Origin of the sequence: Nonomuraea aurantiaca, from assembly GCF_020215705.1 — a bacterium.
GTDB lineage: Bacteria > Actinomycetota > Actinomycetes > Streptosporangiales > Streptosporangiaceae > Nonomuraea > Nonomuraea aurantiaca.
This window is the reverse complement of the sequence record NZ_JAIWNB010000028.1, coordinates 1-23,935: the sequence shown is the minus strand read 5'-3', so window position 1 is coordinate 23,935 and position 23,935 is coordinate 1. Positions and strand designations below refer to the sequence as shown.

General features: G+C 73.0%; 20 protein-coding genes. 10 read left to right on the top strand and 10 right to left on the bottom strand.

What is annotated here, in order from left to right; translation table 11 throughout:
- Nucleotides 1–50: 50 nt before the first annotated feature.
- Nucleotides 51–1,367, bottom strand: coding sequence for an MATE family efflux transporter (locus LDL49_RS44075; protein ID WP_225300898.1), 1,317 nt, complete (start codon nt 1,365–1,367; stop codon nt 51–53).
- A 238-nt stretch (nt 1,368–1,605) separates the two neighbouring features.
- Here LDL49_RS44075 and LDL49_RS44070 point away from each other — a divergent pair, with 238 nt between their 5' ends.
- Genes LDL49_RS44070 through LDL49_RS44050 form a run of 5 tightly spaced genes read left to right on the top strand, consistent with a single transcriptional unit; the run spans nt 1,606 to nt 8,795 of the window.
- Nucleotides 1,606–2,097 carry a hypothetical protein gene (locus tag LDL49_RS44070; protein WP_225300897.1) on the top strand — a complete coding sequence of 164 codons (492 nt, stop codon included), beginning with the start codon at nt 1,606–1,608 and terminating at the stop codon, nt 2,095–2,097.
- Nucleotides 2,097–3,509: a hypothetical protein gene (locus LDL49_RS44065; RefSeq protein ID WP_225300896.1), complete on the top strand. Its 1,413-nt coding sequence runs from the start codon at nt 2,097–2,099 to the stop codon at nt 3,507–3,509. The genes LDL49_RS44070 and LDL49_RS44065 overlap by 1 nt, the downstream gene beginning before the upstream one ends.
- Nucleotides 3,506–4,876, top strand: a complete 1,371-nt coding sequence (locus tag LDL49_RS44060; protein WP_225300895.1) for a VWA domain-containing protein — start codon at nt 3,506–3,508, stop codon at nt 4,874–4,876. The genes LDL49_RS44065 and LDL49_RS44060 overlap by 4 nt, the downstream gene beginning before the upstream one ends.
- An 11-nt stretch (nt 4,877–4,887) precedes the next feature.
- The gene (locus tag LDL49_RS44055) at nt 4,888–6,000 is read left to right on the top strand and encodes an ATP-binding protein (RefSeq protein WP_225300894.1); all 1,113 of its coding nucleotides are present in this window, start codon (nt 4,888–4,890) and stop codon (nt 5,998–6,000) included.
- Nucleotides 5,997–8,795, top strand: a complete 2,799-nt coding sequence (locus LDL49_RS44050) for a DUF5682 family protein (protein WP_225300893.1) — start codon at nt 5,997–5,999, stop codon at nt 8,793–8,795. The genes LDL49_RS44055 and LDL49_RS44050 overlap by 4 nt, the downstream gene beginning before the upstream one ends.
- A gap of 51 nt (nt 8,796–8,846) precedes the next feature.
- Here LDL49_RS44050 and LDL49_RS44045 read toward each other — a convergent pair whose 3' ends face one another.
- From LDL49_RS44045 to LDL49_RS44035, 3 genes are all read right to left on the bottom strand, one after another.
- On the bottom strand, nt 8,847–9,623 hold the full coding sequence (locus tag LDL49_RS44045) for an SGNH/GDSL hydrolase family protein (protein WP_225300892.1): 777 nt from the start codon (nt 9,621–9,623) through the stop codon (nt 8,847–8,849).
- Nucleotides 9,620–11,902 (bottom strand): xanthine dehydrogenase family protein molybdopterin-binding subunit, encoded by a 2,283-nt coding sequence (locus LDL49_RS44040; protein WP_225300891.1) that lies wholly within the window; start codon nt 11,900–11,902, stop codon nt 9,620–9,622. Before LDL49_RS44040 ends, LDL49_RS44045 begins: the two co-directional genes overlap by 4 nt.
- Before the next feature lie 76 nt (nt 11,903–11,978).
- Nucleotides 11,979–12,266, bottom strand: coding sequence for a hypothetical protein (locus LDL49_RS44035; RefSeq protein WP_225300890.1), 288 nt, complete (start codon nt 12,264–12,266; stop codon nt 11,979–11,981).
- Nucleotides 12,267–12,335: 69 nt separating this feature from the next.
- Between LDL49_RS44035 and LDL49_RS44030 the strand changes: the two genes are divergently transcribed.
- Nucleotides 12,336–12,830, top strand: coding sequence for an MSMEG_6728 family protein (locus tag LDL49_RS44030; protein WP_225300889.1), 495 nt, complete (start codon nt 12,336–12,338; stop codon nt 12,828–12,830).
- Between the two features lie 2 nt (nt 12,831–12,832).
- Here the strand turns inward: LDL49_RS44030 and LDL49_RS44025 are convergent, their stop codons facing one another.
- From LDL49_RS44025 to LDL49_RS44015, 3 genes are all read right to left on the bottom strand, one after another.
- Entirely contained in the window at nt 12,833–13,936 is a 1,104-nt protein-coding gene (locus tag LDL49_RS44025; RefSeq protein WP_225300888.1) for a Dyp-type peroxidase, read from the bottom strand.
- The gene (locus tag LDL49_RS44020; RefSeq protein WP_225300887.1) at nt 13,933–14,445 is read right to left on the bottom strand and encodes a copper chaperone PCu(A)C; all 513 of its coding nucleotides are present in this window, start codon (nt 14,443–14,445) and stop codon (nt 13,933–13,935) included. The genes LDL49_RS44025 and LDL49_RS44020 overlap by 4 nt, the downstream gene beginning before the upstream one ends.
- Before the next feature lie 128 nt (nt 14,446–14,573).
- Nucleotides 14,574–15,116: an MFS transporter gene (locus LDL49_RS44015; protein WP_225300886.1), complete on the bottom strand. Its 543-nt coding sequence runs from the start codon at nt 15,114–15,116 to the stop codon at nt 14,574–14,576.
- A gap of 107 nt (nt 15,117–15,223) precedes the next feature.
- Here LDL49_RS44015 and LDL49_RS44010 point away from each other — a divergent pair, with 107 nt between their 5' ends.
- The 3 genes from LDL49_RS44010 (at nt 15,224) to LDL49_RS44000 (ending at nt 16,979) form a co-directional block, all read left to right on the top strand.
- A complete protein-coding gene (locus LDL49_RS44010) occupies nt 15,224–15,820 on the top strand; it encodes a TetR/AcrR family transcriptional regulator (RefSeq protein ID WP_225300885.1) in 597 nt (198 codons plus the stop codon).
- A complete protein-coding gene (locus tag LDL49_RS44005) occupies nt 15,817–16,191 on the top strand; it encodes a VOC family protein (protein ID WP_225300884.1) in 375 nt (124 codons plus the stop codon). The genes LDL49_RS44010 and LDL49_RS44005 overlap by 4 nt, the downstream gene beginning before the upstream one ends.
- Nucleotides 16,192–16,277: 86 nt before the next feature.
- Entirely contained in the window at nt 16,278–16,979 is a 702-nt protein-coding gene (locus tag LDL49_RS44000) for a hypothetical protein (protein WP_225300883.1), read from the top strand.
- Nucleotides 16,980–17,019: 40 nt separating this feature from the next.
- Here the strand turns inward: LDL49_RS44000 and LDL49_RS43995 are convergent, their stop codons facing one another.
- From LDL49_RS43995 to LDL49_RS58765, 3 genes are read right to left on the bottom strand one after another with little or no spacing between them, the layout of a single operon-like run.
- Nucleotides 17,020–19,611, bottom strand: a complete 2,592-nt coding sequence (locus LDL49_RS43995) for a LuxR C-terminal-related transcriptional regulator (protein ID WP_225300882.1) — start codon at nt 19,609–19,611, stop codon at nt 17,020–17,022.
- Nucleotides 19,612–19,659: 48 nt separating this feature from the next.
- Nucleotides 19,660–19,821, bottom strand: coding sequence for a hypothetical protein (locus LDL49_RS43990; RefSeq protein ID WP_225300881.1), 162 nt, complete (start codon nt 19,819–19,821; stop codon nt 19,660–19,662).
- Between the two features lie 59 nt (nt 19,822–19,880).
- Complete coding sequence (locus tag LDL49_RS58765; protein WP_225300880.1) at nt 19,881–23,180, bottom strand: ATP-binding protein; 3,300 nt, start codon at nt 23,178–23,180, stop codon at nt 19,881–19,883.
- A gap of 113 nt (nt 23,181–23,293) precedes the next feature.
- Between LDL49_RS58765 and LDL49_RS43980 the strand changes: the two genes are divergently transcribed.
- The gene (locus tag LDL49_RS43980; RefSeq protein ID WP_225300879.1) at nt 23,294–23,812 is read left to right on the top strand and encodes a universal stress protein; all 519 of its coding nucleotides are present in this window, start codon (nt 23,294–23,296) and stop codon (nt 23,810–23,812) included.
- Nucleotides 23,813–23,935: the final 123 nt, after the last annotated feature.

Below are 23,935 nucleotides of genomic sequence, written 5' to 3'. Positions count from 1 at the left end.
CACCGGCGCCGAGCACCGCCCAACCGCCGGATCACCGCCCAATCGCCGGTTCACCGTACGGCGCCGAGCACCGCCCAGCGGCCGGACCGCAGTCTGGCCAGCTGGGTGGTCATCCGGATCAGCAGGAAGGCCGACAACCCCGACCAGATCCCCACCAGTCCCCAGCCGAAGCTCAGGGATCCCCACACCAGCGGCAGGAACCCCAGGACCGCCGCACTCAACGTCGCGGTCCGCATGTACGCCGCGTCTCCGGCGCCGAGCAGCACTCCGTCCAAGGCGAACACGACGCCACCGATCGGCTGCAGCGCGACGAAGAACCACCAGGCGTGAGGCATCTCGGCCAGCACCGTCGCGTCGGTGGTGAACGCGTGGGGCAGGATGCCGGCCAGCGCCGCGAACACCACGCCGAGCAGCGCCCCGAAGACCAGCCCGCAACCGGTCACCTGCCAGGCCAGCCGGCGCGCCCGTTCCCCGTCGTGCGCGCCGAGCGCGGCCCCGACCAGCGACTGGGCGGCGATGGCCAGCGCGTCGAGCACGAAGGCCAGGAACATCCACAGCTGGAACACCACCTGGTGGGCGCCGACCGCCGCGGTGGAGGTGTGTGCGGCGACCACGGTCGCGGACACCCAGCACGCCTGGAAGACCAGGCCGAGCACCATCATGTCGCGCGCGAGGCCGAGCTGGGCGCGCATCGCGGCCGGGACCGGCGCCAGTGGCACGCCCTCCGCCAGCAGCGCCCGTACGAACAGGCTCGCGGAGATCACCTGCGCGACCACGTTGGCGACCGCCGAGCCGTTGAGCCCCCAGCCGAACCCGTGCACGAGCACCGGGCACAGCGCCGCGGAGATCCCGTTGCCCACGAGCACGTAGCGGAGCGGGCGCCGCATGTCCTGTACGCCGCGCATCCACCCGTTGCCGGCCATGGTGATCAGGATCATCGGGGCGCCGAGCAGGGCGATCCGCATCCAGCTCACCGCGGCGGCGGCGACCTGGTCGTCACCGGCGAGCAGGCCGGCGATCGGCGCGGCGAGCAGCTGCCCGGCCACGATCAGCACCAGCCCCACGATCGCGCCGAGCCAGGTCGCCTCCACGCCCTCGGCCACGGCATCGGTACGGCGGCCGGCGCCGTGCAGCCGGGCCGCACGGGCGGTCGTGCCGAAGGACAGGAACCGCATCTGGGTGGCGATCTGCGCCAGCACGATCGCGCCGATCGAGAGCCCGGCGAGCGGCACCGCGCCGAGATGGCCGACCACGGCCATGTCGACGAGCAGGTAGAGCGGCTCGGCGGCCAGGACGCCGAGCGCGGGCACTGCGAGCTTGAGCAGCTGACGCAGGGGGGACCCGGCCCCGTCGACGTGCTCCACCATGCGCTCCTCCGGTAAGGCGCTCAGCCAGCTTTCGCTCCTGACGGCCGACTTTAACTGTAAGGAGCACCTAGGCACAATGCCTCTTACTTTGATGGCCGGACGTGCAGGGGAAGGAGATCGAAACGCGCCCGCGCTTCCCCGCGAATGGGGTAAATTACGCGATCACTGATCGGCCGTTCGCACAGGTGCCGCCGCACCGGCTGGCGTCCGCGAGCCGCTGGGCTGGAGGTCGAAAGGCGTGACCGCGGACAGAACCGCGTGGGAGCAACGCAGCGTGGCACGGGTGGTCTCGCCCGTCAGCCCGCGCAAGCTGGCGAAGGTGCCCTTCGTCGAGATGGCCGACGGGCGGTTGCAGGGAGTCGTGTCGAGCGGCTCGGACATCAGCCGGGTGTACGTCTCGTCGATCACCGCCGGGACCCATACCTACAACTGCAGCACCAACAACAACCGGCCGTGCGGCGGCCTGTACGGCGACATGTGCAAGCACCTGCGATCACTGGTCGACGAGGCGGTGCTGCAGTACGGCCAGGACCGGGTCGCCGGCTACCTGCGGGTGGAGGTCGCCGAGGGGGAGAGGCTGTCTTACCACCTGAACGGCGGTGTCGAGCGTACGCAGGGGGCCGAGGTGTTCAGCCGGTTCCTGAGCCACCTGGCCTACCTGGAGTTGCCCATGACCACCGAGCCCATCGCCGAGCTGCACTGGTTCCCGTCCTCCGGGGCGGTGGGCTGATGCTGAGCGTGCAGCTGGCGGAGATCGTCGACCAGCCCCTGCCGGGTGTCGGCGAGGCGCTCGACCTGGTGACGGGCTTCGACGAGGCCCTGACGAACGGCTTCGCCCGGCTCGGCGAGGATCGCGCCTCGGCGCTGACCGCCCTGGCCGGCGCGGTGGCGGCCACGCCGCTCGGCGACCGGGTGGGGGAGGCGGCGGCCAAGGTCGCCGCGGGCTCGGTCTCGGAGGAGAACGTCACGGCGCTGGCCGGCGGGCGTACGGCGCTGCTGGGCGCGGTGCACGACGCCCTGCTGGGCCGCCTCGACGCGGCGCTGGGCCGGGAGCGGGACTCCTGGGCGGAGCCGTCGGTGGCCGGCACTACCGACAACCTGCTCAGCGGGTGCCGGTCCTGGCTCAACGAGCTGGCCATCACCGGCTGGCGAGGCGTCGACCACGACCTGGTCTCCGCCGTGGGCCAGACGATGGAGGCGCTGCTGGCCGAGCCGCGGCTGCGCCGGCTGGCGGTGCTGATCGACGGCCTGGCGGGGGAGCTGCGCGCGTCGTGCCCGGTCGCCACGATGGAGGTCGTGCCCGCCCGGCGCTGGGCCGACCTGTGGGCGCGGGCGCTGATGCTCACGCAGGCGCTGATGCTCACGCAGGCGGGTGGCCTGCCCGCGGGCGCCGGCGAGCCGGTGTCCGGGCGGCTGCTGGTGCTCGGCGTGGACGTGCACGAGCACGCCACCGCCGTGCAGGCGCAGGTCCACGCGATCCTGGAGCCCGCCGACGGCGGTCGGTGCCGTCTGGTGCGTACGAGCGTCGCCGCCACGAAGGTGGACACGATCGTCGGCTCGGCCGTGTGGCGGCTGCTGACCGGGGTCCCGGTGCTGCTCAACGCGCTGGCCGAGCACCGCAGCCTGGACATCAAGGACATGCCGCTGCTCAGCGGCGGCGACCTGATCTGGCACGACGACCGGGCCACGGCGGGGGAGCCCGCGGACCCGTTCACCACGGCGAGGGTCCAGCTGGGGAGCGCGCTCGCCCCCGCCGCGCCGCCGCTGGAGCGCCACCCGGTGCGTCTCGCCGAGCCGGTGCTGGTCGAGGGCTACTCCGTGCCCAAGGGCGATGAGATGGTGTTCGACCTCGGCGGCAAGACGATCACGGTGGACACGGGGCGGCTGCCGTCGTGCGGCCCGCTCACGCCCGCGATCGTGCGCGGCTCCGAGTCGTGCATCGGGCTGCTCCGCTGGGACGCCGGCCGGTGGCTGCTCCAGCCGCTCGCCGTCCAGGGGATGGTCAAGAAACTGCCGGTCACCGCGCACAACGGCGACTGGGCGCAGGGCCCGACGGACCCCAAGATCGCCAAGGCCGAGGCCAGGAACGGCGACGCGGTGGCCGTGCTGCGCGAGCGGGCGGGACGGCTGCTGCGCAAATGACTGCCAACAACGAGAACAGGCGGCAGGTGCTCTACTGGCGCCTGCTGGCCCGGGTGTTCAACACCGAGGAGCAGGGCGCCCTGGAGTCGGCCAGCGTGGCCGTCGTGGACGACCTCGGCCTGCCGGCCGCCCTGCTCGACCCGTCGGTGTCGGTGGACAACCTCGTGCAGCGCTTCCCCGACCTGGCCGACGAGTTCGACCACCTGCTCGACCACGACTCCAGCGGCGAGGAGGACGGCGGTGAGCAGGTGCGCAGGGCCGCACTGATCTCCAAGCTCCTGCTCAACGTCTTCGCCACCGGGTCCGGCGACGTCTCGGCCGCCCAGCTCGCCGCCTGGCAGAAGGACGCCGGGTGGTTCAAGCAAGCACTCGGGGGAGGCGGCGGCAGCCGCAACGCGCAAGGCGAAGGAGAACAGGAAGGCGAAGGATCCGGCCAAGGCCGGGGGCTCGGCACCGGCGGTGGCGGTCGTGGAATCGACGACGCCGAGCTGAACAAGGTCCTGGCCAACCTGGAAGGCGACCTGGTCCGCCGCATGCGCCTGCGCGAGGTGCTGTCCAACTCCTCCCTGGCCGCCCAGCTCAATCCCAGCATGTCGCTCATCGAGCAGCTCCTGCGCGACAAGGACAACCTCTCCGGAGTCGCCCTGGCCAACGCCAAGGCGCTGATCCGCAGGTTCGTCGACGAGGTCGCCGAGGTGCTCCGTACACAGGTCGAGAAGACCAGCGTCGGCAAGATCGACAAGTCGGTGCCGCCGAAGCGGGTGTTCCGCAACCTCGACATCGAGCGGACGATCTGGAAGAACCTCACCAACTGGAGCCCGGAGGACGAGCGGCTGTATGTGGACCGGCTGTTCTACCGGCACACGGCCAGGCGGACGACTCCGGCCCGGCTGATCGTGGTGGTGGACCAGTCGGGGTCGATGGTCGACTCGATGGTGAACTGCACCATCCTGGCGTCGATCTTCGCCGGGCTGCCCAAGGTGGACGTGCACCTGGTCGCCTATGACACCCGCGCGCTCGACCTGACGCCGTGGGTGAAGGACCCGTTCGAGGTGCTGCTGCGCACGACGCTCGGCGGCGGCACCGACGGTACGGTCGCGATGGCCCTGGCCCGGCCGAAGATCGTCGACCCGCGCAACACCGTGATGGTCTGGATCTCCGACTTCTACGACAACCGGTCGCTGATCGACGACTTCACGTCGCTGCATCGCTCGGGGGTCAAGTTCATCCCGGTCGGCTCCGTGAACAGCTCGGGGTACGCCAGCGTGGACCAGTGGTTCCGCGAAAAGCTCAAGGACCTGGGCACCCCCGTGATCTCCGGCCACATCCGCAAACTCGTGCTCGAGCTCAAGAACTTCCTCACCTAGGAGACCCGCGAATGACCGAGATACTGCGTGCCCCCGCCGAGGTCAAGTACGCCGAAGAGCTCGACTGGCTGGAGTCCGTGGACGACGGCCCCAAGCCGTTCTCGTGGCGGCTCAGCCCCCGGATGGTCCGCCTGTTCGTGCTCGGCTCCGAGCGCTCGGACGGGCTCGACCGGGAGATCCCGCAGAAGTGGTTCGGTGACCGCAGCTTCGTCGAGCGCAGCATCGTGACGCTGGCCTCCGACCGCGGCCTGCTGCTCATCGGCGACCCGGGCACCGGCAAGAGCTGGCTCGCCGAGCTGCTCTCGGCGGCGATCAGCCGCAACTCCACCCTGGTCGTCCAGGGCACGGCCGGCACCACGGAAGACCACATCAAGTACTCCTGGAACGTCTCCATGGTGATCGCCAAGGGGCAGTCCCGCCAGTCGATGATCCCCTCGCCCATCATGACGGCGATGGAGCGGGGCGTGATCGGCCGCTTCGAGGAGCTGACCAGGTCGACCAGCGACGTCCAGGACGCCCTGATCTCCATCCTGTCCGAGAAGTACGTCTCCATCCCCGAGCTCGACGACGACAACATCGTCTTCGCCCAGCCCGGATTCTCGATCATCGCCACGGCCAACAGCCGGGACCGGGGCGTCAACGACCTGTCGTCGGCGCTGAAGCGGCGCTTCAACTTCGTCCGCATCCCCGTCGTGACCAGCAAGACCAGCGAGGCGGAGATCGTCCGGTTCCGTACCACGGAGCTGCTGCGCCGGCACCGCATCGAGCTGGACGTGCCGCCCACGCTGCTCGACATCCTGCTGCAGAGCTTCGCCGACCTGCGGAACGCGGCGGCCTCGGCCAAGAGCGACGACGAGAAGCTGGAGTCGGCCCTGTCCACGGCCGAGCAGATCGGCGTGCTCGAGGACGCCATCCTGCACAGCCAGTTCTTCGGCGACCGCCAGTTGCGGGCGGAGACGCTCGGCGGCTCGCTGGTGGGCTCGCTGGCCCGCCGCACCCCGGAGGACCTGGCCATCCTGAACAAGTACTGGCACGGCATCGTCGAGCCCCGCAGCAAGAAGGACGGCGGGCCCTGGACGGACTTCCTCGAAGGTGGCCGCCAGGCCATCAAGACGCTCTCATGAGCCCGTTCGGCGCACTCCGCGAGCAGCTGCTGGAGGCCGCCGCCGCGTTCGCCGGCGAGCCGGACACCCTGGCCGGGATCCTGTCGGGCCTGGTCGACGACGTCGACCGGGCACTGAGCGAGGAGCTCGAGATCTTCCCGGTGTGCCACCACTCGCCGGCCTCGGCGCTGGCCATGGTGCGGCGCCTGCGCGAGAAGCAGCCCAAGGTCATCTACCTGGAGCTGTGCGAGGACCTGCGGCCGCTGCTCGACGAGCTGCGCAACTGCCGCCTGCCGGTGGCGTTGCAGGCGTTCGCCTCCGACATCGACGGATTCCCGGCCGGCTGGGAGCCGCTCAGCGTGGTGGCGCCCATCACGGAGGCGTCGGCCGAGTACCAGGCCATCTCGTACGCGCTCGGCACGCCGGGCGTCGAGCTGGTGCTGGTGGACCGCTCGACGGACCACGTCTTCCAGTGGCTGCCCCGCGACCCGGCCGAACCGGCCGAGCCCAAGCAGGGCGGGGACGACGACGCGGGCCTGCACGGCGACGCCGTGGGCGTCGAGATCGGCGACCTGCGGCCGGGCTTCGCCGAGCTGGAAGAGTACCTGCTGCACCACGGCAAGGTCCGGCACTGGTCGGAGTGGTGGGACCAGTACGTCGAGCAGCCGCTGACCGGCGCGGACTACGAGTCGTACCGGCAGGTCATGGTCCTGATCGGCAGCCTGTTCCGCCGCCTGCGCCCCGAGGGCGACCGGCGGACGGACCGCGACGAGGACCGCGAGCGCTACATGTGGACGCGGATGCGCGAGCACCTCGCCGAGACGGGCGCCGACCCGGCCGAGTGCCTCTACGTCTGCGGCGCCTTCCACGCGGCCAGCCGGGTGGAGCAGTTCGGGCTGGCCTCGGACGCGCCCTTCGAGATCGGCCCCCGTACGGCCACCCGCTGGCTGTACGGGCTGATCCCGTCGAGTCACTCGGCCATCGAGGCCCAGTTCGGCCTGGCCTCCGGCTCGGTCTCGATCGCCGCGGCCACCTGGGAGAAGGCGCTGCAGCGCGGCGGCGTCAAGCCGTACCAGCTGGCGGGCCAGAAGAAGCCGGCCAAGAAGCCGCCGAAGCCGGTGGCGCCCGCCGCGCCGGAGCCGGCCACCGACCGGCTGTCCGGCTTCCTGGCCAAGCCGCCGGTCCTGGACGGCCTGGACGAGGCCGAGCTGCTCGGCTGGTCCGTCGACATCGTCCGGCTGGCCCGGCGCAACGGCTACCAGTCCAGCACCGCCGACGCCATCGCCGTGTTCGAGACGTCGATCCTGCTCGCCGGCCTGCGTGGCCGGGCACGTCCCACGCCGTACGACTTCCAGGACGCCGCGGTCACGTGCATCGAGAAGGACACGGTCCCGGGACGCCGGGACGTGCGCCGCCTGTGCGAGATCCTGCTCGGCGGCGACCGGATCGGCCAGGTGGGCTACCACGCCATGCCGCCGCTGGCCCAGGACGTGTTCGACCGGCTGCAGCCGCTGGGGCTGGACCTGAGCAAGCGCACGGTGCAGCGGGCGCTCATGGACCTCAAGGCGGACCCGCACCTGGTGCCCTGCTCCGACCTGCTGTGGATCCTGCGCCACCTGCTGCCCGACGACGCCGTACGGCCCATCATGGGCGCGCGGCGGCTGGGCGAGCGGGCGATCCAGGAGAGCTGGGACCTGACGATCGGCAAGCACCAGCGCTCGATCATCGAGCTGGGCTACGAGGGCATCACCGTCGAGCAGGTGCTGGAGCAGCGGCTGCGGCGCAAGGTATGGGACCCCAAGGCGACCGCGGCCGTGGCGCTCGCGGCCGTCGAGGACTCGATCCTCTACCTGCGCAGCCGGCGCTTCACCGACGAGCTCGGGGCGCGGGCCGTGGAGCTGCTGGCCGCCGAGCGGTCCGTGGACGATGCGCCGGAGGTGCTGCGCCGGATCAGGCGGCTGCTGGCCCACTACCGCGCGACCGAGCCAGAGCTGCCGGCCTGGTGCGAGGCGTTCGTCACGGCGGGGTTCGCGCACTACTGCACGCTGCTGCCGACCGCCTTCGTGGACGAGTACATCGGTGTCCGGCAGGTGTCGGCCATGCTCGGGTTCCTGTTCACGATGGAGAGCCTGGCGCTGGCGCTGGGCTGCGAGCGGGCCCAGCTGGAGATCGCGGTGCGGCAGTCGCATCCGGAGGCGCCCGCCAAGGTGGCCCTCCTGTGGTCGGCCCAGTACCTGCTCGGCACGTTGCCGCTGGCCGAGCTGCGGGCGCGCTGCGACGAGCTGCTCGCCAACCCGCTCGTCATCCCGGCGTTCCCGGAGTACATGAGCGGGTTCGCGCAGGCGATGGAGCCGGCTCCATCGCTGGCGTCGTTCGTGGTCGAGCTGATGTCGAAGGCCTTCGGCCGGCTGCCCGACTCCGTGCTGCTGCCGTGGCTGCCCGGCCTGATCACGACCCTGCGCGAGCAGGCCGGTGAGCTGGTGCCCGTACTGGTGCGCGAGGCGGGCCGTACGTTCCCCGGCGGCCTGGCCGCGCTCGACCAGTGGACACCGCCTTGGTCGGCGAAGCCCGCGAAGAAGGCGGCAGGTGCGGCGGCGCCCGCGCAGGCGGGCCCGGTGACCGACCTGCTGGCGGGACATCCGGGCGCGACCGACGCCCTGGCCGCGCTGCTCGGCTGCGAGGGCGGCTGGCAGCAGGCCGCAGACGGGCCGTCCGGCGGCTCGTCCGGCGGCTCGTTCAGCGGGGAGGCAGGCGCGCTGCTGGCCCGTCACCCCGAGACCGCCGACGCCGTGGCGGGTGTGCTCGTCAGCGTGTGAGCCGTGGCCGGCGCCTACCGATTGACCGGTAGGCGCCCCGGTCGCGGCGGGTCACACAGGAGGGGGCGGCACGGGGCCGAGCTCGGGGCGCTTGGCGACGCGGCCGTCCCCCGAGGACCGGCCGCGCAGGCGCCGGTAGATCCACGGCCCCGCGAAGCTCGCGACCCAGCGCACCTCGGCCCCGGCCACCCGCCAGCGCGCGGCGGGGGGAAGCGGGGTGAGCGGGACCGACCAGGTGTCGTCGCTGCCGGGCAGCCCGATGGCGTGGGCGATGGCGGCGGCGATCCTGGCGTGGCCCAGCGGGCTGGCGTGCAGCCGGTCGCTGCTCCACATCCTGGCGTCGGTGCTGAAGGAGTGCGGGAAGGTGTCGACGACGATGACGCCGTGGCGGGCGGCGGCGGCCTTGATCCTGTCATTGATGTCGATCACGCGGGGGACCAGCCGCCGGGCCAGCGGCGCGATCTTGCCGATGTCGGGGAAGGTCACGGTCACCACGCACGCGCCGGACGCGGTGAGCTGGGCGAACATGTCTTCCAACGCCGAGGCCACCGCGGCGGCGTCGAAGCCGGGCCGGACGAGGTCGTTCATCCCGGCCATCACCGTGGCCAGGTCGGGCCGCAGCCGCAGCGCCGGGCCGAGCTGCTCGTCGCGGATCTGCCCGGCCAGGCGCCCGCGGACGCCCAGATTGGCGTACTGGACGTCGGGATTCGCGGCGGCCAGCTGCTCGGCGAGCCGGTCGGCCCAGCCGCGGTGGCCCCGGACGTCGTCGCCGTCGCCGAGGCCCTCCGTCTGGCTGTCACCGAGGGCGACATATCGGGCGTAGGTCATCCAGAGAGTAGAGCCCACAAGACGGCCGGGGTCAACGGCGTTCCGGTGACCCGGCCGGCGATCTCCGGCAACGCGGCGGCGACCGCGTTGCCGATGGCCGCCGGCGGGCCGATCGTCCCCGACTCCCCGGCGCCCTTCATGCCGCCCGGCGTGCGCGGCGAGGGCACCTCCAGCGTCGCGAGCCGGATGTCGGGGATCTCCCGGGTGGTCGGCAGCAGGTACTCGGCGACCGGCTGCCCCTCCTCGGTGTAGACGATCTCCTCCGTCAGCGCCATGCCGATCCCCTGCGCGATCCCGCCGAGGACCTGGCCCTCCACGATCGCCGGGTTGACCAGCACGCCGGAGTCGTTGACGGCCCAGTAGCCCTCGACCTCGACCGCTCCCGTCTCCGGGTCGACCGCGACCGCCGCCGCGTGCGCCCCGTAGGCGTACGTCATGTCGGCCGGATCGTAGGAGACCCGCTCCTCCAGTCCGGGCGCGGCCCCCTCGGGCAGGTCCCAGCCCCGCCACGCCGACGTGGCGATCTCCCGCAGCGTCAGCGCCGCCTGCGGGTCCCCCTTGACGCGTACGACCGAGTCGATGATCTCCAGGTCGGCCGGCGCCGCCTCCAGCCGATGGGCGGCGATGGCCACGATCTTCTCCCGCAGCCGGTCCCCGGCCAGGGCCAGCGCGCCACCGCCCACCGCGAGCGAGCGGCTGGCGATCGACCCGATCGAGGAGTACGGCGTGGCCGAGGTGTCGCCCAGCACCACGCGTACCCGGTCGAGCGGCACCCCCACCCGATCCGCCGCGATCTGGGACAGCGCCGTCTCGATGCCCTGCCCGACCCCCGACACACCCGACGAGACGACGACCGAGGCGTCCTGCTCCATGCGCAGGATCGCGGTCTCGAAGCCCCCGGCCAGCATGCCCATGGCCTTCATGCCCATCGATGAGCCGAGCCCGGTGCCCTCCACATGGCAGGAGTAGCCGACGCCGCGCCTGCGCCCGTCGTCACGGGCCGGGGGAGTGACCAGGTCGCGCAGGGTACGCAGGGCGCGGGGGTAGTCGCCGGAGTCGTACGCCTGCCCGGTCCGGGACGTACAGGGGAGCTCGTCGGGGCCGAGCATGTTGCGCAGGCGCAGCTCCACCGGGTCGGCGCCGAGCCGTCTGGCCGCCTCGTCGACCAGCCGCTCCCTGGTCCAGGTGGCCTCCGGCTGGCCGAAGCCGCGGTAGGAGCCGGTCGGGGTGGTGGTCGTGACGACGGCGCGCAGCCGTACCCCTGCCCGGTCGAAGCGGTAGGGGCCGGGCAGCAGCGTGGCGGTCACCGCGAACGGCGAGATGCCCACGTTCGACGGGTGGCCGCCGAGGTCGCCGACGACGTCGGCGTGCAGGGCGACGAAGCGCCCGTCCGCGTCGAGCGCCAGGCGGGCATGGTGTACGGCGCCCCGCGCGGGCAGGGTCGCGGCGAGCCGGTCGGTGGGCGACTCCGTCCAGCTCACCGGGCGGCCCAGGCGCATGGCGGCGAGGCAGATGAGCACTTCATCCGGATACAGGTGTTCCTTTCCCCCGAAACCGCCGCCCGCGTCGCCGGTCACGACCCGCACCCGGTCGTGCGTGAGCCCGAGCGCGTCCGCGGCCTGCTCGCGTACGTGGTGCGGGGCCTGCGTCGAGGTCCGCACGGTCAGCTCGCCGTCGGCGTAGTCGGCGACGATGCCGCGCGGCTCCAGCGGGTACGGCGTGGCCCGGCCGAACGTGAACGTCATCTCCACCACGTGCGCGGCCCCCGCGATGACCGCGTCGCAGTCCTGGTCGCCGAGCGTGAAGTCGGTCAGCACGTTGCCGCCCCAGTCCGGGTACAGCAGCGGGGCGTCACCGGCCAGCGCCCGCTCGATCCCGATCACCGGGGGCAGCGTCTCGTAGCCGAGGTCGAGCAGGTCGGCCGCGTCCCTGGCGGCCTCCGGCGTCCGCGCGACCACCACGGCGAGCGGCTGGCCCACGTAGCGGATCGCCTCGTCGAGCGCCAGGTAGGAGGTGACGGGCTGGCCGGGGCTCAGGGTGACGCAGGGCAGGCGGACCGCGGCGGCGTCGCCCGGCGTGATGACGTCGAGCATCCCCTCGATCGTCCACGCCTGCTTGGCGTCGCAGCTCACCAGCCGCCCGTGGGCGATGGGGCTGCGGACGACGACCGCGTGGGCCATGCCGGGCAGCCGTACGTTCGCGACGTACCGGGCGCGCCCGGTCAGCAGCCGGGCATCCTCGCGGCGGGGCGTCCTGGCACCCACATAACCTTCAGCCATAGCCCGATTGTGAGCGTGGACGGGCGGCCGGTCCATCGACACACGGGTGTCACCCGACTGCCTCCCTGTGCGGGTGTTACCCGGCCGCGTCCCACACGGCCTCGAAGGCGGCCCCGGTGATCTCGGTCAGCTCCCAGATCTCCACGGCCTGCTCGGTGAGGAAGCCGTGCTCGTCCTGAAGATGGCGCCACCAGTAGCGGTGCGCGGCACGGTCGGGTCCGATCTCGACCTGTCTGACCGCCCAGTGCTCGCCGTCGCCCTCGACGGTCTCGAACAGCCATATGCCGCCGCGCTCGTCGTCGCCGCGCCAGTGGTGGCGCGGCAGGTCCGACTCGGTGAGCTGCTTGATCAGGTCGGGAAGCACGGCTCCACTCTAGGTTGATCGCGAGCCGCCATGGGTAGCCGGTGGGCATGAGGCGACCACGGGGCAGCTGTGCAGACGTTCCTGCCTTATCCCGACTTCGCGCGCACCGCGGCGGTCCTCGACCCGCTGCGGCTGGGTAAGCAGCGGGTCGAGGCCCTGCAGATCCTGCGCGCCCTGACGGTCCCCGGCTACGGCTGGCGGCACCATCCGGCGGTACGCATGTGGGCGGGCTACGAGGAGGCCCTGGTGCGGTACGGGCTCGACGTGTGCGGCCGGTGGTGCGCCACCGGCCGCGCCGACACCTGCGCCGGCACCCTGGCCAGGGAGTTGGCCGAGCGCTGCGGCAGCACCGCCGTCCGCTCCCAGGTGTGCCTGGAGGCGGACGGCGAGCTGCCGCCGTGGCTGGGCGACGCCGGTTTCCATCTCAGTCACCGCTCCGCCCTGCTGCGCAAGGCGCCCGGCTTCTACCGGCCGCTGTTCGGCGACGAGCCCGACGACCTGGACTACGTCTGGCCCGCCTCGGGGCGCCCGCCCTCGTGCCTGCCCGGTCGGGAGTTCGGCTGAGTTCAGCCGAGCAGACTGTCCCCGATCCAGCCCTCGGGTGCGCAGCCCGGGGGGATGGCGAAGACGGCCGAGCCGACGGGTGTGATCCACTCGTTCAGCAGGTCGCCCTTGGCCAGGTTGCGCTGGATGGGAACGAACTGGCGGTCGATGTCCGCCTGGTAGGAGGCGAACAGCAGCCCGGAGTCCGACTTTCCGTCCGGAGTGAGCCCCTCGTCGTAGTTGTAGGGACGGCGCAGGATGCGCAGCCCCGGGTCCGTGACGTGGGCCCGCCTGATGTGGGCGTACTCGGAGATGATCGGGAAACCGAGCCGGTTCAGCCGGCTGTAGTCCGGCTCGTCGCGTTCCGCCCGGCCGGTCAGCGGAGCGCCCGTGTCGAGCCGGCGGCCGATCGTGAACTCCCTGGCCACCCGGTCGGCGGCGTCCCAGGACTCCAGGCTCATGCGGATGCGCCGCAGCACCAGGGTGGTGCCGCCGCGCAGCCACGCGGGCCCTTGGCCGATCCACACGGCCCGGTCCAGGTCGGCGGGCTGGACCGTGCCGTCGACCTGGCCCATCAGGTTGCGCCGCGTCGCGCTCTGGAAGCCGCGCTGGATCCAGCGGACCTTGGCGAACGCGCGGGCGTCCTTGACGATCATTCGCAGCGCGTGGGCGACGGTGACCCCGTCGTCCGCGCAGATCTGCACCAGCAGGTCGCCGCCGCTCCACCGCTTGTCCAGCTTGTCGATCGTGAACGACGGCAGCGCGGCCACCGGTGACTCCGCCTTCACCGCCGCGAACAGCCCCGGCCCGAAGCCGAACGTGATCGTCAGCCGGGCGGCCGTCGCGGCCAGCTCGGGCTCGGTGTCGGCCAGCGCGGGCCGCCCCTGGGTGAGGCGGCGCGCGTCGTCGGTCAGCAGCTGGAGGAGCCGGACGACGGCCTCCTTGCCGGTGTCCGGCGCCAGGTCGAGGCCGACGAAGACGGCGTGCGCCTGCGGAGGCGTCGCGATCCCGGCCTGGTGGAGCCCATGGAAGGGCTCAACGGCGACGGCGGCCTGCGCAGGGGGCGCGGTCAGAGCGCCGACGGCCGTCAGAGCGCCGCCGGCGATGAGACCCCGGCGGCTGATCACTTGTGGCCCATACCGGGCTGGTAGTCCTCCTTGCCACCGGCGAAGTCCTTGCCGATCGCGGTGAACTCCAGCGGCTTGCCGCCCTTGACGGTGAGCGTGAACGGGATCCGGGCGCCCGGCAGCACCTCCTGCGCGACGCCCATCAGCATGATGTGGTCGCCGCCGGGCCGTAGCTCGTGCGTGCCGTGCGCGGGGATGTCGAAGCCGCCCTCCTTGGGCCGCATGATCATCTTGCCGCCGGACTCCACGACCTCGTGCAGCTCGATCTTCGGGGACAGCGGCGAGGCGCCGGAGACGATCGTCACCTCGGCGTCGGTGTTGTTGACCAGGGTGCCGAAGGCGGCGCTCATCCCCTTCTTGGCCGTCTTCACCCAGGGATCGGTGATGGTGAGGGCCGGGGCGGCGACGGCGGGGGACTGCTCGGCCGGTGCGGCGGCGACCTGCGCGGAGCCGCAGCCGGCGAGTGCGATGGCGGCGGCGGCGAGCAGCAGGGCATGGCGAGAGAACATGGGAAAAGGCCTTTCTCCACCCGGTACGGCACGCCGAAGCGCGCCCTGCCGGGCGTGGTCGTCGAAACGAGGTCATCGAAACGAGGTCATCGAAACGAGGTCATCGAAAAGAGGTCATCGAAAAGGGGTCAGCGGGTTTCGACGACCATCGGCGGACCCCGCCCGGAGACCACGTGCCGCAGCACGGCGGAGCGGAAGACCGGCGGCTCCGCCATACATGGAGCCGGGAACGGCGCCCGGATGACGGGCAGCAGCACGACCAGCAGCCGTACGGCCAGACGGCGCAGCAGCCCCCAGAGCAGGGCCTCACCGCGCGCCAGCCACAGGGCGGTCAGCCCGATCGCCCAGCCGTGCATGACCAGCATGCCGAGACCCGGCACCAGGCCCGAGTGCGCGTGACCCGTCGCCGCGATCGGCGAGGCGGCGTAGGCCAGCGAGAACAGCAGGTGCATGACCACCTGGAGACCGCCGAGCAGCGGCAGGATCGCGCCTACGGTCCGCTCGCGCCTCGACAGCGGGAACGCCGCCGCGAACGACAGACCCAGCGCGGCGCCCATGGCCGGTGCTCCGACCGTGCCACCGCCGAACGCGTGCGCCGCCACGCCCAGCCCGAGGCACACCGCGGCGAAGGCCGAGGTGCGGGCGAGGCGGAAGGGCAGACCGGCGGTCACAGTGCCGTCATCATGCCACGGCCCTTGGCCGCCCCGTGATCAAGCATCGGAGTGAATGCTCACTCCGCCCTTGACGGAGTGAGTATTCACTCCGTACCGTGGTCCGCATGAGTGAGAACCCGGTCCGGCGCAGGGCGCCGGGAATGAGCCCGGAGGAGCGCCGCGCGATGATCATCGCCGCCGCCCTCCCCCTGGTGGCCGAGTACGGCACCGCCGTCACCACCAGCAAGATCGCCAGAGCGGCGGGCATCGGTGAGGCCACCGTCTTCCGCGTGTTCGCCGACAAGGACGAGTTGCTCGACGCCTGCATGGCCGAGGCGATGCGGCCCGACCACGTGGTCACGGAGCTCGCCTCCATCCCGCTCGACCAGCCGCTGGCCGACCGGCTCGCCGAGGCGGCCGACGCGCTCGGCGCCCACCTGGCGCGCATGGGCACCGTGGCCGGCGCCCTGCATTCCAGCGGCCACCGGAGCGGTGAGCGGGGCGCCCGCCCGCAGCCGGGCAGCCGCGAGGCGTCCATGGAGCTGATCGGGGACGCGATCGCCGACCTGCTCGAACCGGACGAGGCGGCGCTGCGGCTGCCCGCCGCGCAGGTGAGCAAGGTCTTCCTGAGCCTGCTGTTCACCCGCTCGACCGTCCTGCCCACGAGCCAGCTCGTCGAGGTGTTCCTGCATGGAGCCATCAAGGAGGAGGAGCCGGCGTGAGCGTGTCCCTCAACCACACGATCGTCCCCGCGGCCGACAACAACCGGGAGGCCGACTTCTTCGCCGACATCATGGGGCTCGAGCGGCTGCCGCCTATGGGGGCCCGCGGGCACTTCGCCCCCGTGCGGGTCGACGAGCGGCTCACGCTCGACTACATGACCGTCGAGAATCCCGAGGGGCACCACTTCGGGTTCGACGTCGATCCGGCGACGTTCGACGCGATCCTGGCCCGCATCCAGGAGCGCGGCGTGCCGTACGGGAACCACCCCGCGACCCCCGACAACGGACGGATCGACCACCCGCTCTGCCCGCGCGGGCTGTTCTTCACCGACGCGGTCCGCAACCTCTACGAGATCATGTCGCCGGAGTGAGCGCGCCTCGCCGACCGACGCAGAACGTCCGGGGACGCGCGCCATCGACCAACACCACCGCTTCTCCCCCGGCATAATGGCGCTCAATGCCGAAAACACATGACCTGGCGGATTATGCGGCGACCATGGGCCCCGTCATCGGCGCGGTCCACGTGAACGTGCACGCCTCGGCTCGCGCCCAGGACGCGGGACTGCTGCCCGGCTTCCTGATCGACCTGCGCTTCACGCTCCCGCTCCGCCCGCTGACCCGTCGCTCGCTCGCCACGATCTACCGGTACGGCGACGCGGCCGAGCTCGACGCCGAGATCCAGGACCACCTGGACCAGGGCATGCTGGAGGAGGACGGCGACGGCGCGCTGCGGGCGACGGCCAAGGCGCTGGCGTTCATCGACGGCCTCTACGCCGTGCACGCCGCCACCACCTCGCGGATCTGGGCGGGTCGCGATCTCCAGACGCTCGCCGACCTGGCCGGACGGGTGATCGGTGCGGCAGGAGCGGATCCCGGTGACGCCTTCGCCGCGATGGCGCCGCCGTACGAACCGGTGGGCACGCCGGCGGGTGTGCTGCTGTTCAACCGGCTCGCCGCGCTGCGCTACCACCGCGCCGACTCGCACGCCGCCGCCTGGCGGGCCGCCGGCCTCACCGCCGCCGAGATCATCGTGCTCGGGCCGGGGCCGCTGCGCGACGGGATCGAGCGGGAGACCAACCGGCGGGCCGCCGAGCCGTACGGCGCGATCTCCGAGCACGAGCGCGCGTTGTTGCACGACGGCCTGCTGGCACTGGTCTAGCCAGGCCCGGCTCGCTCAGAGCGAGCCGGGCAACCCCCGTTCAGAGGGAGGCGAGTAACCGGCCCACCTCCGCACGGTCGTTGACGCCGAGCTTCTCGTACACGGCCTGCAGGTGGTTGGCGGCCGTCCGGGTGGAGACCGTGAGCCGGGCGGCGATCTGCCGGTTCGTCAAGCCGGCCGCCGCGAGCTGGACGATCTCCCGCTGGCGCGGCGTCAGCTCGGGCGTGGCCAGCTCGACCAGCGCGGGCGTCGACACCCCCGGGCAGCGCCTGGCCAGTGCCCACGCCCTGGTCTGCGCCCCCTTGGCCAGAGCGCTCCGGCCCATCGCACGGTAGGCGGCGGACTCCTGGGCGGTGGCCTCGGCGGCGTACAGGATCATGCCGAGCCGCTCGAACCCGGCCGCCACCGCGCGCAGCTCGTCGGGGTCGCCGGTGGCCCGCGCGTGCCGGGCCAGGAGCCCGGCCAGGGGCCCGTCCACCCGTTCGGCCAGCGCGGACAGGCGGTCGGTGGCCAGCGCGGGCACGCCCAGCCGCACCAGGTCGTGCAGCGCGAACATCAGGTGGCCGGACTGCTCGTGCTTCTCCGCGGCATCGGCCGCCGACAGGCACAGGCGTACCGCCTCGTCCAGGTCCCCGCCGGCCGCCGCCACCCACACCGCGGCCTGCAGCGTCGGGTAGCGGGTGAACGCCCATCGGGAGGCGAGCTCCTCGGCCTCGGCCTGCAGGCCGCGCGCCTCCGCCGTCCTGCCCAGCAGTGCCAGAGCGTGCGCCTGCTCGGCCAGGCAACGCCCCCGGTAGGGGGAGCGCTCGTACAGCCCGGCGGCGTCGTCGCGGCTCCAGCGCACGGCGCCCTCGGCGTCGCCCCGGAGCCTGCCGATTAGTGCGCGGAACGCCCCGAACCCGGAGACCGACAGCTCGGCGGCGGCCAGCTCCATGCCGTAGTCGGCGGTGCGTTCCGCCGCCTCCAGCCGTCCGGCGAACGTCTCGGCCGCGCAGCGCGCGTCGAGCATCGTCGGCAGCGCGTGCGGCGTCTCGTCCCCCCAGCCGTCCACCCCGGCCAGGGCCTGCTCGACGACCGCGATGGTGTGCTCGGTCCGTCCCGAGTAGGCGCTGGTCCACGAGTCGAGCGCGGCCATGTGCGCCGCGCCGCGCACCGTGGTCGGCGTGCAGGCGCGGGCCCGCTCGAGCGACTCGACGGCTCGGGTGGTGCGGCCCGCCCAGAACTCGGCCACGCCGAGGTAGATGTGCGCCTCCTGCTGCCAGGCCGGGTCGGTGAGCGTACGCGCCGCCTCGCCGAGCACCCGGCACGCCTCGGTGAGCGAGCCCGCCCAGGCGTGGTTGAGACCGAGGCTGATGGCGTGCTGCGCGCGCTCGCTCTCGGTGACCACCGCCGGTGCCGTCTGCCGCAGCGCGGTCAGCGCGGTGTCGGCGTCGCCGAGCACCATGAGCGCCTCGCCGAGCAGTGCGACCGCGGCCACGCTCGGGCCCGCGTTCATCGCCGCCCTGGCCAGCCGCGCGGCCAGGCGCGGATCCTGCCTGGCCCAGGCCAGCCGCGCGGCGACGAGCAGCATGTCCGGGTCGGTGGTCGAGCCGCTGTCGAGCCGCCACACGGCCGCGCGCAGCACGTCCTCGCGCCGCCGCAGCCCGCTCGCCTCCAGCGCCTCGGCCAGCATCCGTAGCCGCCGCCGTGTCCGCAGCGTGCCGCAGCCGCCGCGTACCACCTCGCCATAGAGGGGGTGGCCGAGCCGCAGGTGCTCCCGCTGCACATCGCGTACGGCCACGATCAGCCCGCGGTCCTCCACCCGCTCCACCGCGATCGGCGAGGTGAGCGAGACGAGCAGGTCGGTGCCGAGCGGCTCGCCGAACGCCACCAGCTCCAGCACCTCCCGCTCGTCCTGGTCGAGGTGCCCGATCCTGGCGTCGACCAGCTCGCGCAGCCGGGTGGTCATCGACAGCTCGCCCTGCCAGCGCCACTGCTCGTCGGTCTCGGTCAGACATCCCGAGGTACGGCCGGCGTGCACGACCTCGCGCAGGTAGAGCACGTTCCCCTCGCTGACTCCGGCCAGGTGCCTGACGGTCTGTCCGGCCACCTCGCCGCCGAGCGCCCCCTCCAGCACCTTCCCGACCTCGGCCACGGTCAGGGGCGGCAGCTCGATCCGGCGGAGCAGCTCGTCCTTCCACAGCGCGGCGACCGGCGTGGGCAGCGGCTCACCGCTGCGCACCGTGACCAGCAGCCTGGCGGCGCCGCTCTCCGCCAGGTGGTGCACCAGCGCGGCCGAGGCCGCGTCGAGCCGGTGCGCGTCGTCCACGCTCACCAGCAGCTCGTCCCGCCCCGCGCTGATTCCCAGGTGCCGTGCGGCCCAGCGCAGCAGGTTCTCCCCGCTGCTGGGCGGTTCGGTCAGCGCGTGGGCGAAGGCGCCGAACGGGATCGCCGCCGCCGTCTCAGTGCCCAGCGCACGAACCACCCCGTACCCCTCCAGGCCGGACAGCGCCTGCGCCGCCAGCCTGCTCTTGCCCACCCCCGCGTCTCCGGCGATCATCACGCCCGCCCGCGACCGCAGTGCCTCCCGTACGGTCGCCAGCTGGCCCCCTCGCCCGACGAACGGCCATGTGCTCCCCAGCTGCTCGCTCATCGTGCCTCCTCTCACCCTCGATGATGGTGAGCGAGGTTCGCGGGAGGTTCAGGGCTGATCTCGGGTCAATCCGGCGGCGGAGAGCAGCAGGTCGACGACCGCCTCGCTCCCGCTGAACGGCACCGGATCGCCACCGACTTCTTCGAGCAGCCCGCGGAGCTGGCCGCCGGACTGCTCAGGCTCGACCAGCCGTACGATGACCGTCCTCATTTCGGCACCATCTCCCCGAACGGTTCAGGCCAGGTTCAGGTGAGTTGGAGACAGGCCGCTCAGGTGGGGTAGAGCGCGGGTTCGACCTCCAGCTCGCGCATCCGCTCGGCGTACAGGGCGTAGCGCCGCCGCGCGTCGCCGCGCCGGCCCGCCGAGTCCAGCACCCGCACCAGACCGAGGTGGGCGCGCTCGTCGTAGCGGTCGCGTTCGAGCAGCCGCAGCCAGTAGCGGGCCGCCTCGTCGTGCCGCCCCTCGCCCGCCCGCGCCGTCGCGAGCCTGGCGGCCGCCCGCACGTACGCCAGCCGCGCCTCCTCCCGCAGGCCCACGGCCCAGTCGGCGTACGGGTCCTCCTCGCAGAAGTCGCCTCCGTAGGACGCCTCGGCCTCCGCCCAGCGCGCCAGCGCCTCCGCCGGCCGCCCCGCCTGATCCAGTTGTCCGGCCGAGCCCACCAGATCGAGGAAGCCCTCCACGTCGACGTCCACGTTGGCCAGATCGAGGCGCAGCGCGCCCTCGTCGGAGACGACGAACTCGTCCGCCGGACGTACATGAGCCGGATCGAGCACCGCCCGCAGCGTGGACACCATCACGTTCAGCCGCCTCAGCCCGACCGCGTCGCCCTGCTGCTCCGGCCAGAGGATCTCCACCAGCCGCTCCCTGCTGATCGCCGCGCCCCGGCGGCTGACCAGGATCTTCAGCAGGTCGCGGGCCTTGCGCGACTGCCAGGCGGTGCGTGCGACGGGCACCGCGCCGCGCAGGACCCGGAACGTTCCCATGGTCTCCACCTGCACGCGCGCCTCCGCCACCGGCGTGAACCGGCCGACCAGCGCGTCGATCCTGGCATCGAGCGCCCGGCAGCCGATCGCGTGCATGCGGCTCCTGACCTGGTGCGCGACCTCCCTGCCGGGCACCGCGTCGCCCAGCGCGGCCCTGACCAGCTCGGCCCTGGCCCGGCCGATCGGATCGCCGAGCGCCGACCACAGGCGTACGGCCTCGTCGGCCAGCCGGGAGTCGCCGTCGAGCTCGGCGCGCAGCTCCACCATCGCGGCCCGCGCCGCGTGGTCCCTGCGGCGTACGGCGACGGACTCGGCCTCAGACAGCAGCGCCCTGGCCTCGTCGTACCGCCCCGCCGCCAGCGCGACGCGCGCCGCGACCAGCCTCGCGTCCACCCCGGCGATGCCCTCCGCGTGCTTCAGCGCCCGCGCGGCCACCCGGGCCGCCTCGTCGGGATCGTCGTCCGTGAGCAGGACGGCCAGCTTGTTCAGGGCGTTGGACAGCTCCTGGACCTCGCCGGACGCGCCGGCGTCCGCGATGATCCGCCGGTAGATGGCCATCGCCGACCTGCGGTCGCCGCGCAGCACCTGGATGTCGGCCAGCCGGATCAGCCCGTAGCCGACGAACCGCGACCCCATCGCCTCCCACCTGGCCGCCGCGTCCGCGGCGTCGATCGCCGCCTCCTCCAGCCGGCCGAGCCCGATGAGCGCCTTGGCCCGGTTGGCGATGTTCAGCGCGGCGTACGGGGCGAACGACACCAGATCCGACAGCCTGGCCGCGATCTCGACCTCCGCCAGCGCCCTGGTGTAGGCGGCCTCGTCGAGGTGGCAGGAGGCGCGATTGGCCCGGATGCGGATGAGCTGGACGACGTCCCCGGCCCGCTCGGCGTACTCCAGCGCGCGCAGGTAATAGGCGTCGTTGGCCCGCCGGTCGCCGTCGAGCGAGGCGAGCATGGCCTGCACGGTGTTGGCCGCGGCCAGGGCGCCCGGATCGCCCAGCGCGCCGGCCAGCTCCAGCGCCCGGTCGGCCAGCTCGGCGCAGCCCGCCCGGTCGCCCTTCAGCCAGAGCACCGACGCGGTGGATGCCGCGCACATCGCCGCGTCGGCGGGCGGCAGGCCGTACTCGAAGCCCTTGGTGTAGATGGCGATGGCCGAGTCGAGGTCGCCACGCAGGTGGTCGATGAGGCCCAGCCGCCTGGCCAGGAACGCGTCGAACACCGAGGTCGCCGCCGCGCGGGCGAGCAGGTCGCGCGCCCGGTTCCAGTCGCCGCGGTTCTGCTCCGCGATGCCCGCCAGCCGCAGCATCGCCGGCGCCTGCCTGATCGGCTCCGGCAGCAGCGCGAGCGCCGCCACCACGTCGTCGCCGCGCTCGGCCAGGCGCAGGCCGTGCGTGCCGAGCAGCGAGGTGACGAGCGTGCTGTGCCGGGTGGCGACCGCGGCGCGCAGGGCCAGCTCGGGCTGGTCGTGCTCGACGTACCAGCGGGCGGCGACGGCGGCCGTGTCGTGGGCCTCGTGCCGGTCGAGCGGCGCGTGCGCGGCCAGGACGTGGGCGCTGGTCGCGGTCAGCCGGTATCCGCCGGCGCCGGACAGCCCGTGCCCGTCGGCCGTGGGGTGGGCGCCGTGTCCGTCGGCTGTGCGCTGAGTGCCCGTCGAGGCGGCCCCGGCCCGGGGTCCGTCGTGGCCGGCCTCCAGGAACAGGCCCCGGCTGGTCAGCGAGGCCAGCGTTTCGGGCGGGGCGCCGAGCGCGGCGGCGAGGTCGTCGGTGAGCACGGGCAGCACGGTCGCCGCCCGCAGCAGCTCGCGCATCGTCGCGGGCAGGTCGTCGAACGCCGACAGCGTGAGCCGCTCCAGCGTGGCGGAGGTGGCGGCCAGGCCCGCGGCCGTACCCGGCCAGGTGGCCGGATCGGTGCGGGCGAGCGCGTCGAGTGCGGCCCGCACGGCGGCGGGCCAGCCGCCGCAGGCGTCGTGCAGCGTGGCGGCGATCGCCGCCCCCGGCTCACCCAGCCGGTCGCGCGCCCAGGCCGTGGTCTCGCCGATCGTGAGCGCGAGGTCGGTCGCGTCGAGGTCGAGCACCTCGTGGTCCTGGCGGAGGCGGGCGGTGGGGAACGGCAGCGGCGCCCGCGAGGCGGTGACCACGTGCAGGTGGCGCGGGGCCGCCCGGACCAGCGTCTCGACATAGCGTACGGAGCCGGCCGCGCCGATGATCGTCTCGATGCCGTCGAAGACCAGGGCGAGTCCCCGTCGCAGCCGCCCCGCCAGCGCCTCGGCCAGCGCGCCCGCCAGCGCCGCCGCCCTGGACAGCTCGTCGGCGTCCGGCCCGAGCGGGGATTCGGCGGCGGCCGCGAGCTCGGCGGGCAGGTCAGGAACCACCTCCGCGAGGGCCGAGACCAGCGCGCCGGCCAGCGTGGTGAGGTCGCGATCGGCGGGCCCCAGCCGGTGGAGCACCGCGCCGACCGCCTCACTCCAACTCGTCAGCGCGATCGACTTGCCGTAGCCCGTGGTGGCCACCACAGTGGTGAGCCTGTGCGTCAGCGCCCCGTCGAGCCGCCGGTCGAGGGCGGGACGGGGTTGCACCCACCCACGTTCCACCCACGCATGCTACGCCGGGGATCGCGAACGACTCCAGAGTTCGCAAAGTGCCACCTCCCGGTAACCGGGACTGAGGCGCACTATGGTCGAGTACCTCTTCGAGGAGGGTCGCGGTGGATCAGGACCTGCCCGGCGGAGCGAGGCTGATCGTGGGGGTGGACGAGTCCCCGGCCTCGCGCTGGGCGCTGGCGTGGGCCATCGGGGCCGCGCGGCTGCATCGGATGGCGCTGATCGCCGTCCACGTCAGCCGGGCCCCCATGCAGGCCTTCCCCGAGGCGCTGCCCGTGCAGCACGCCATGAAGGCAGGGGAGGAGGCGCGGTGCAACGAGGTGATCGCGGGCGTGTTCGACGACGTGGCCGGTGGGCTGCCCGCCGACCTCACCACGGCGGTGGTCGGCCGGGTCGGTGATCCCGGCTATCACCTCGTCGACCTGGCCCGTGAGGGCGATCTGCTGGTGCTGGGGCGGGGCAAGCGGGGGATGCTCAGCCGGTTGTTCCTGCCTTCGACGAGCATGTACTGCGCTCGGCACGCCAAGACGACGGTCGTGATCGTCCGGCAGCCGACACCGCCGGACGAGCCGCATCTGCCGGGGGAGCGTACGCGGCGGTTCTGGAGCCGCAAGCACATCTAGTGCTGTGACCGGAAACGATCGCCGGGTTGGATGACGAGGCTTCAGGCTGCGGAAGTCAGAGGTCGGCCGCCCCAGCGGATGCCTTTCTCGCTTCGGATGCGGGCGCGTTCGCGGCGTTGGGCG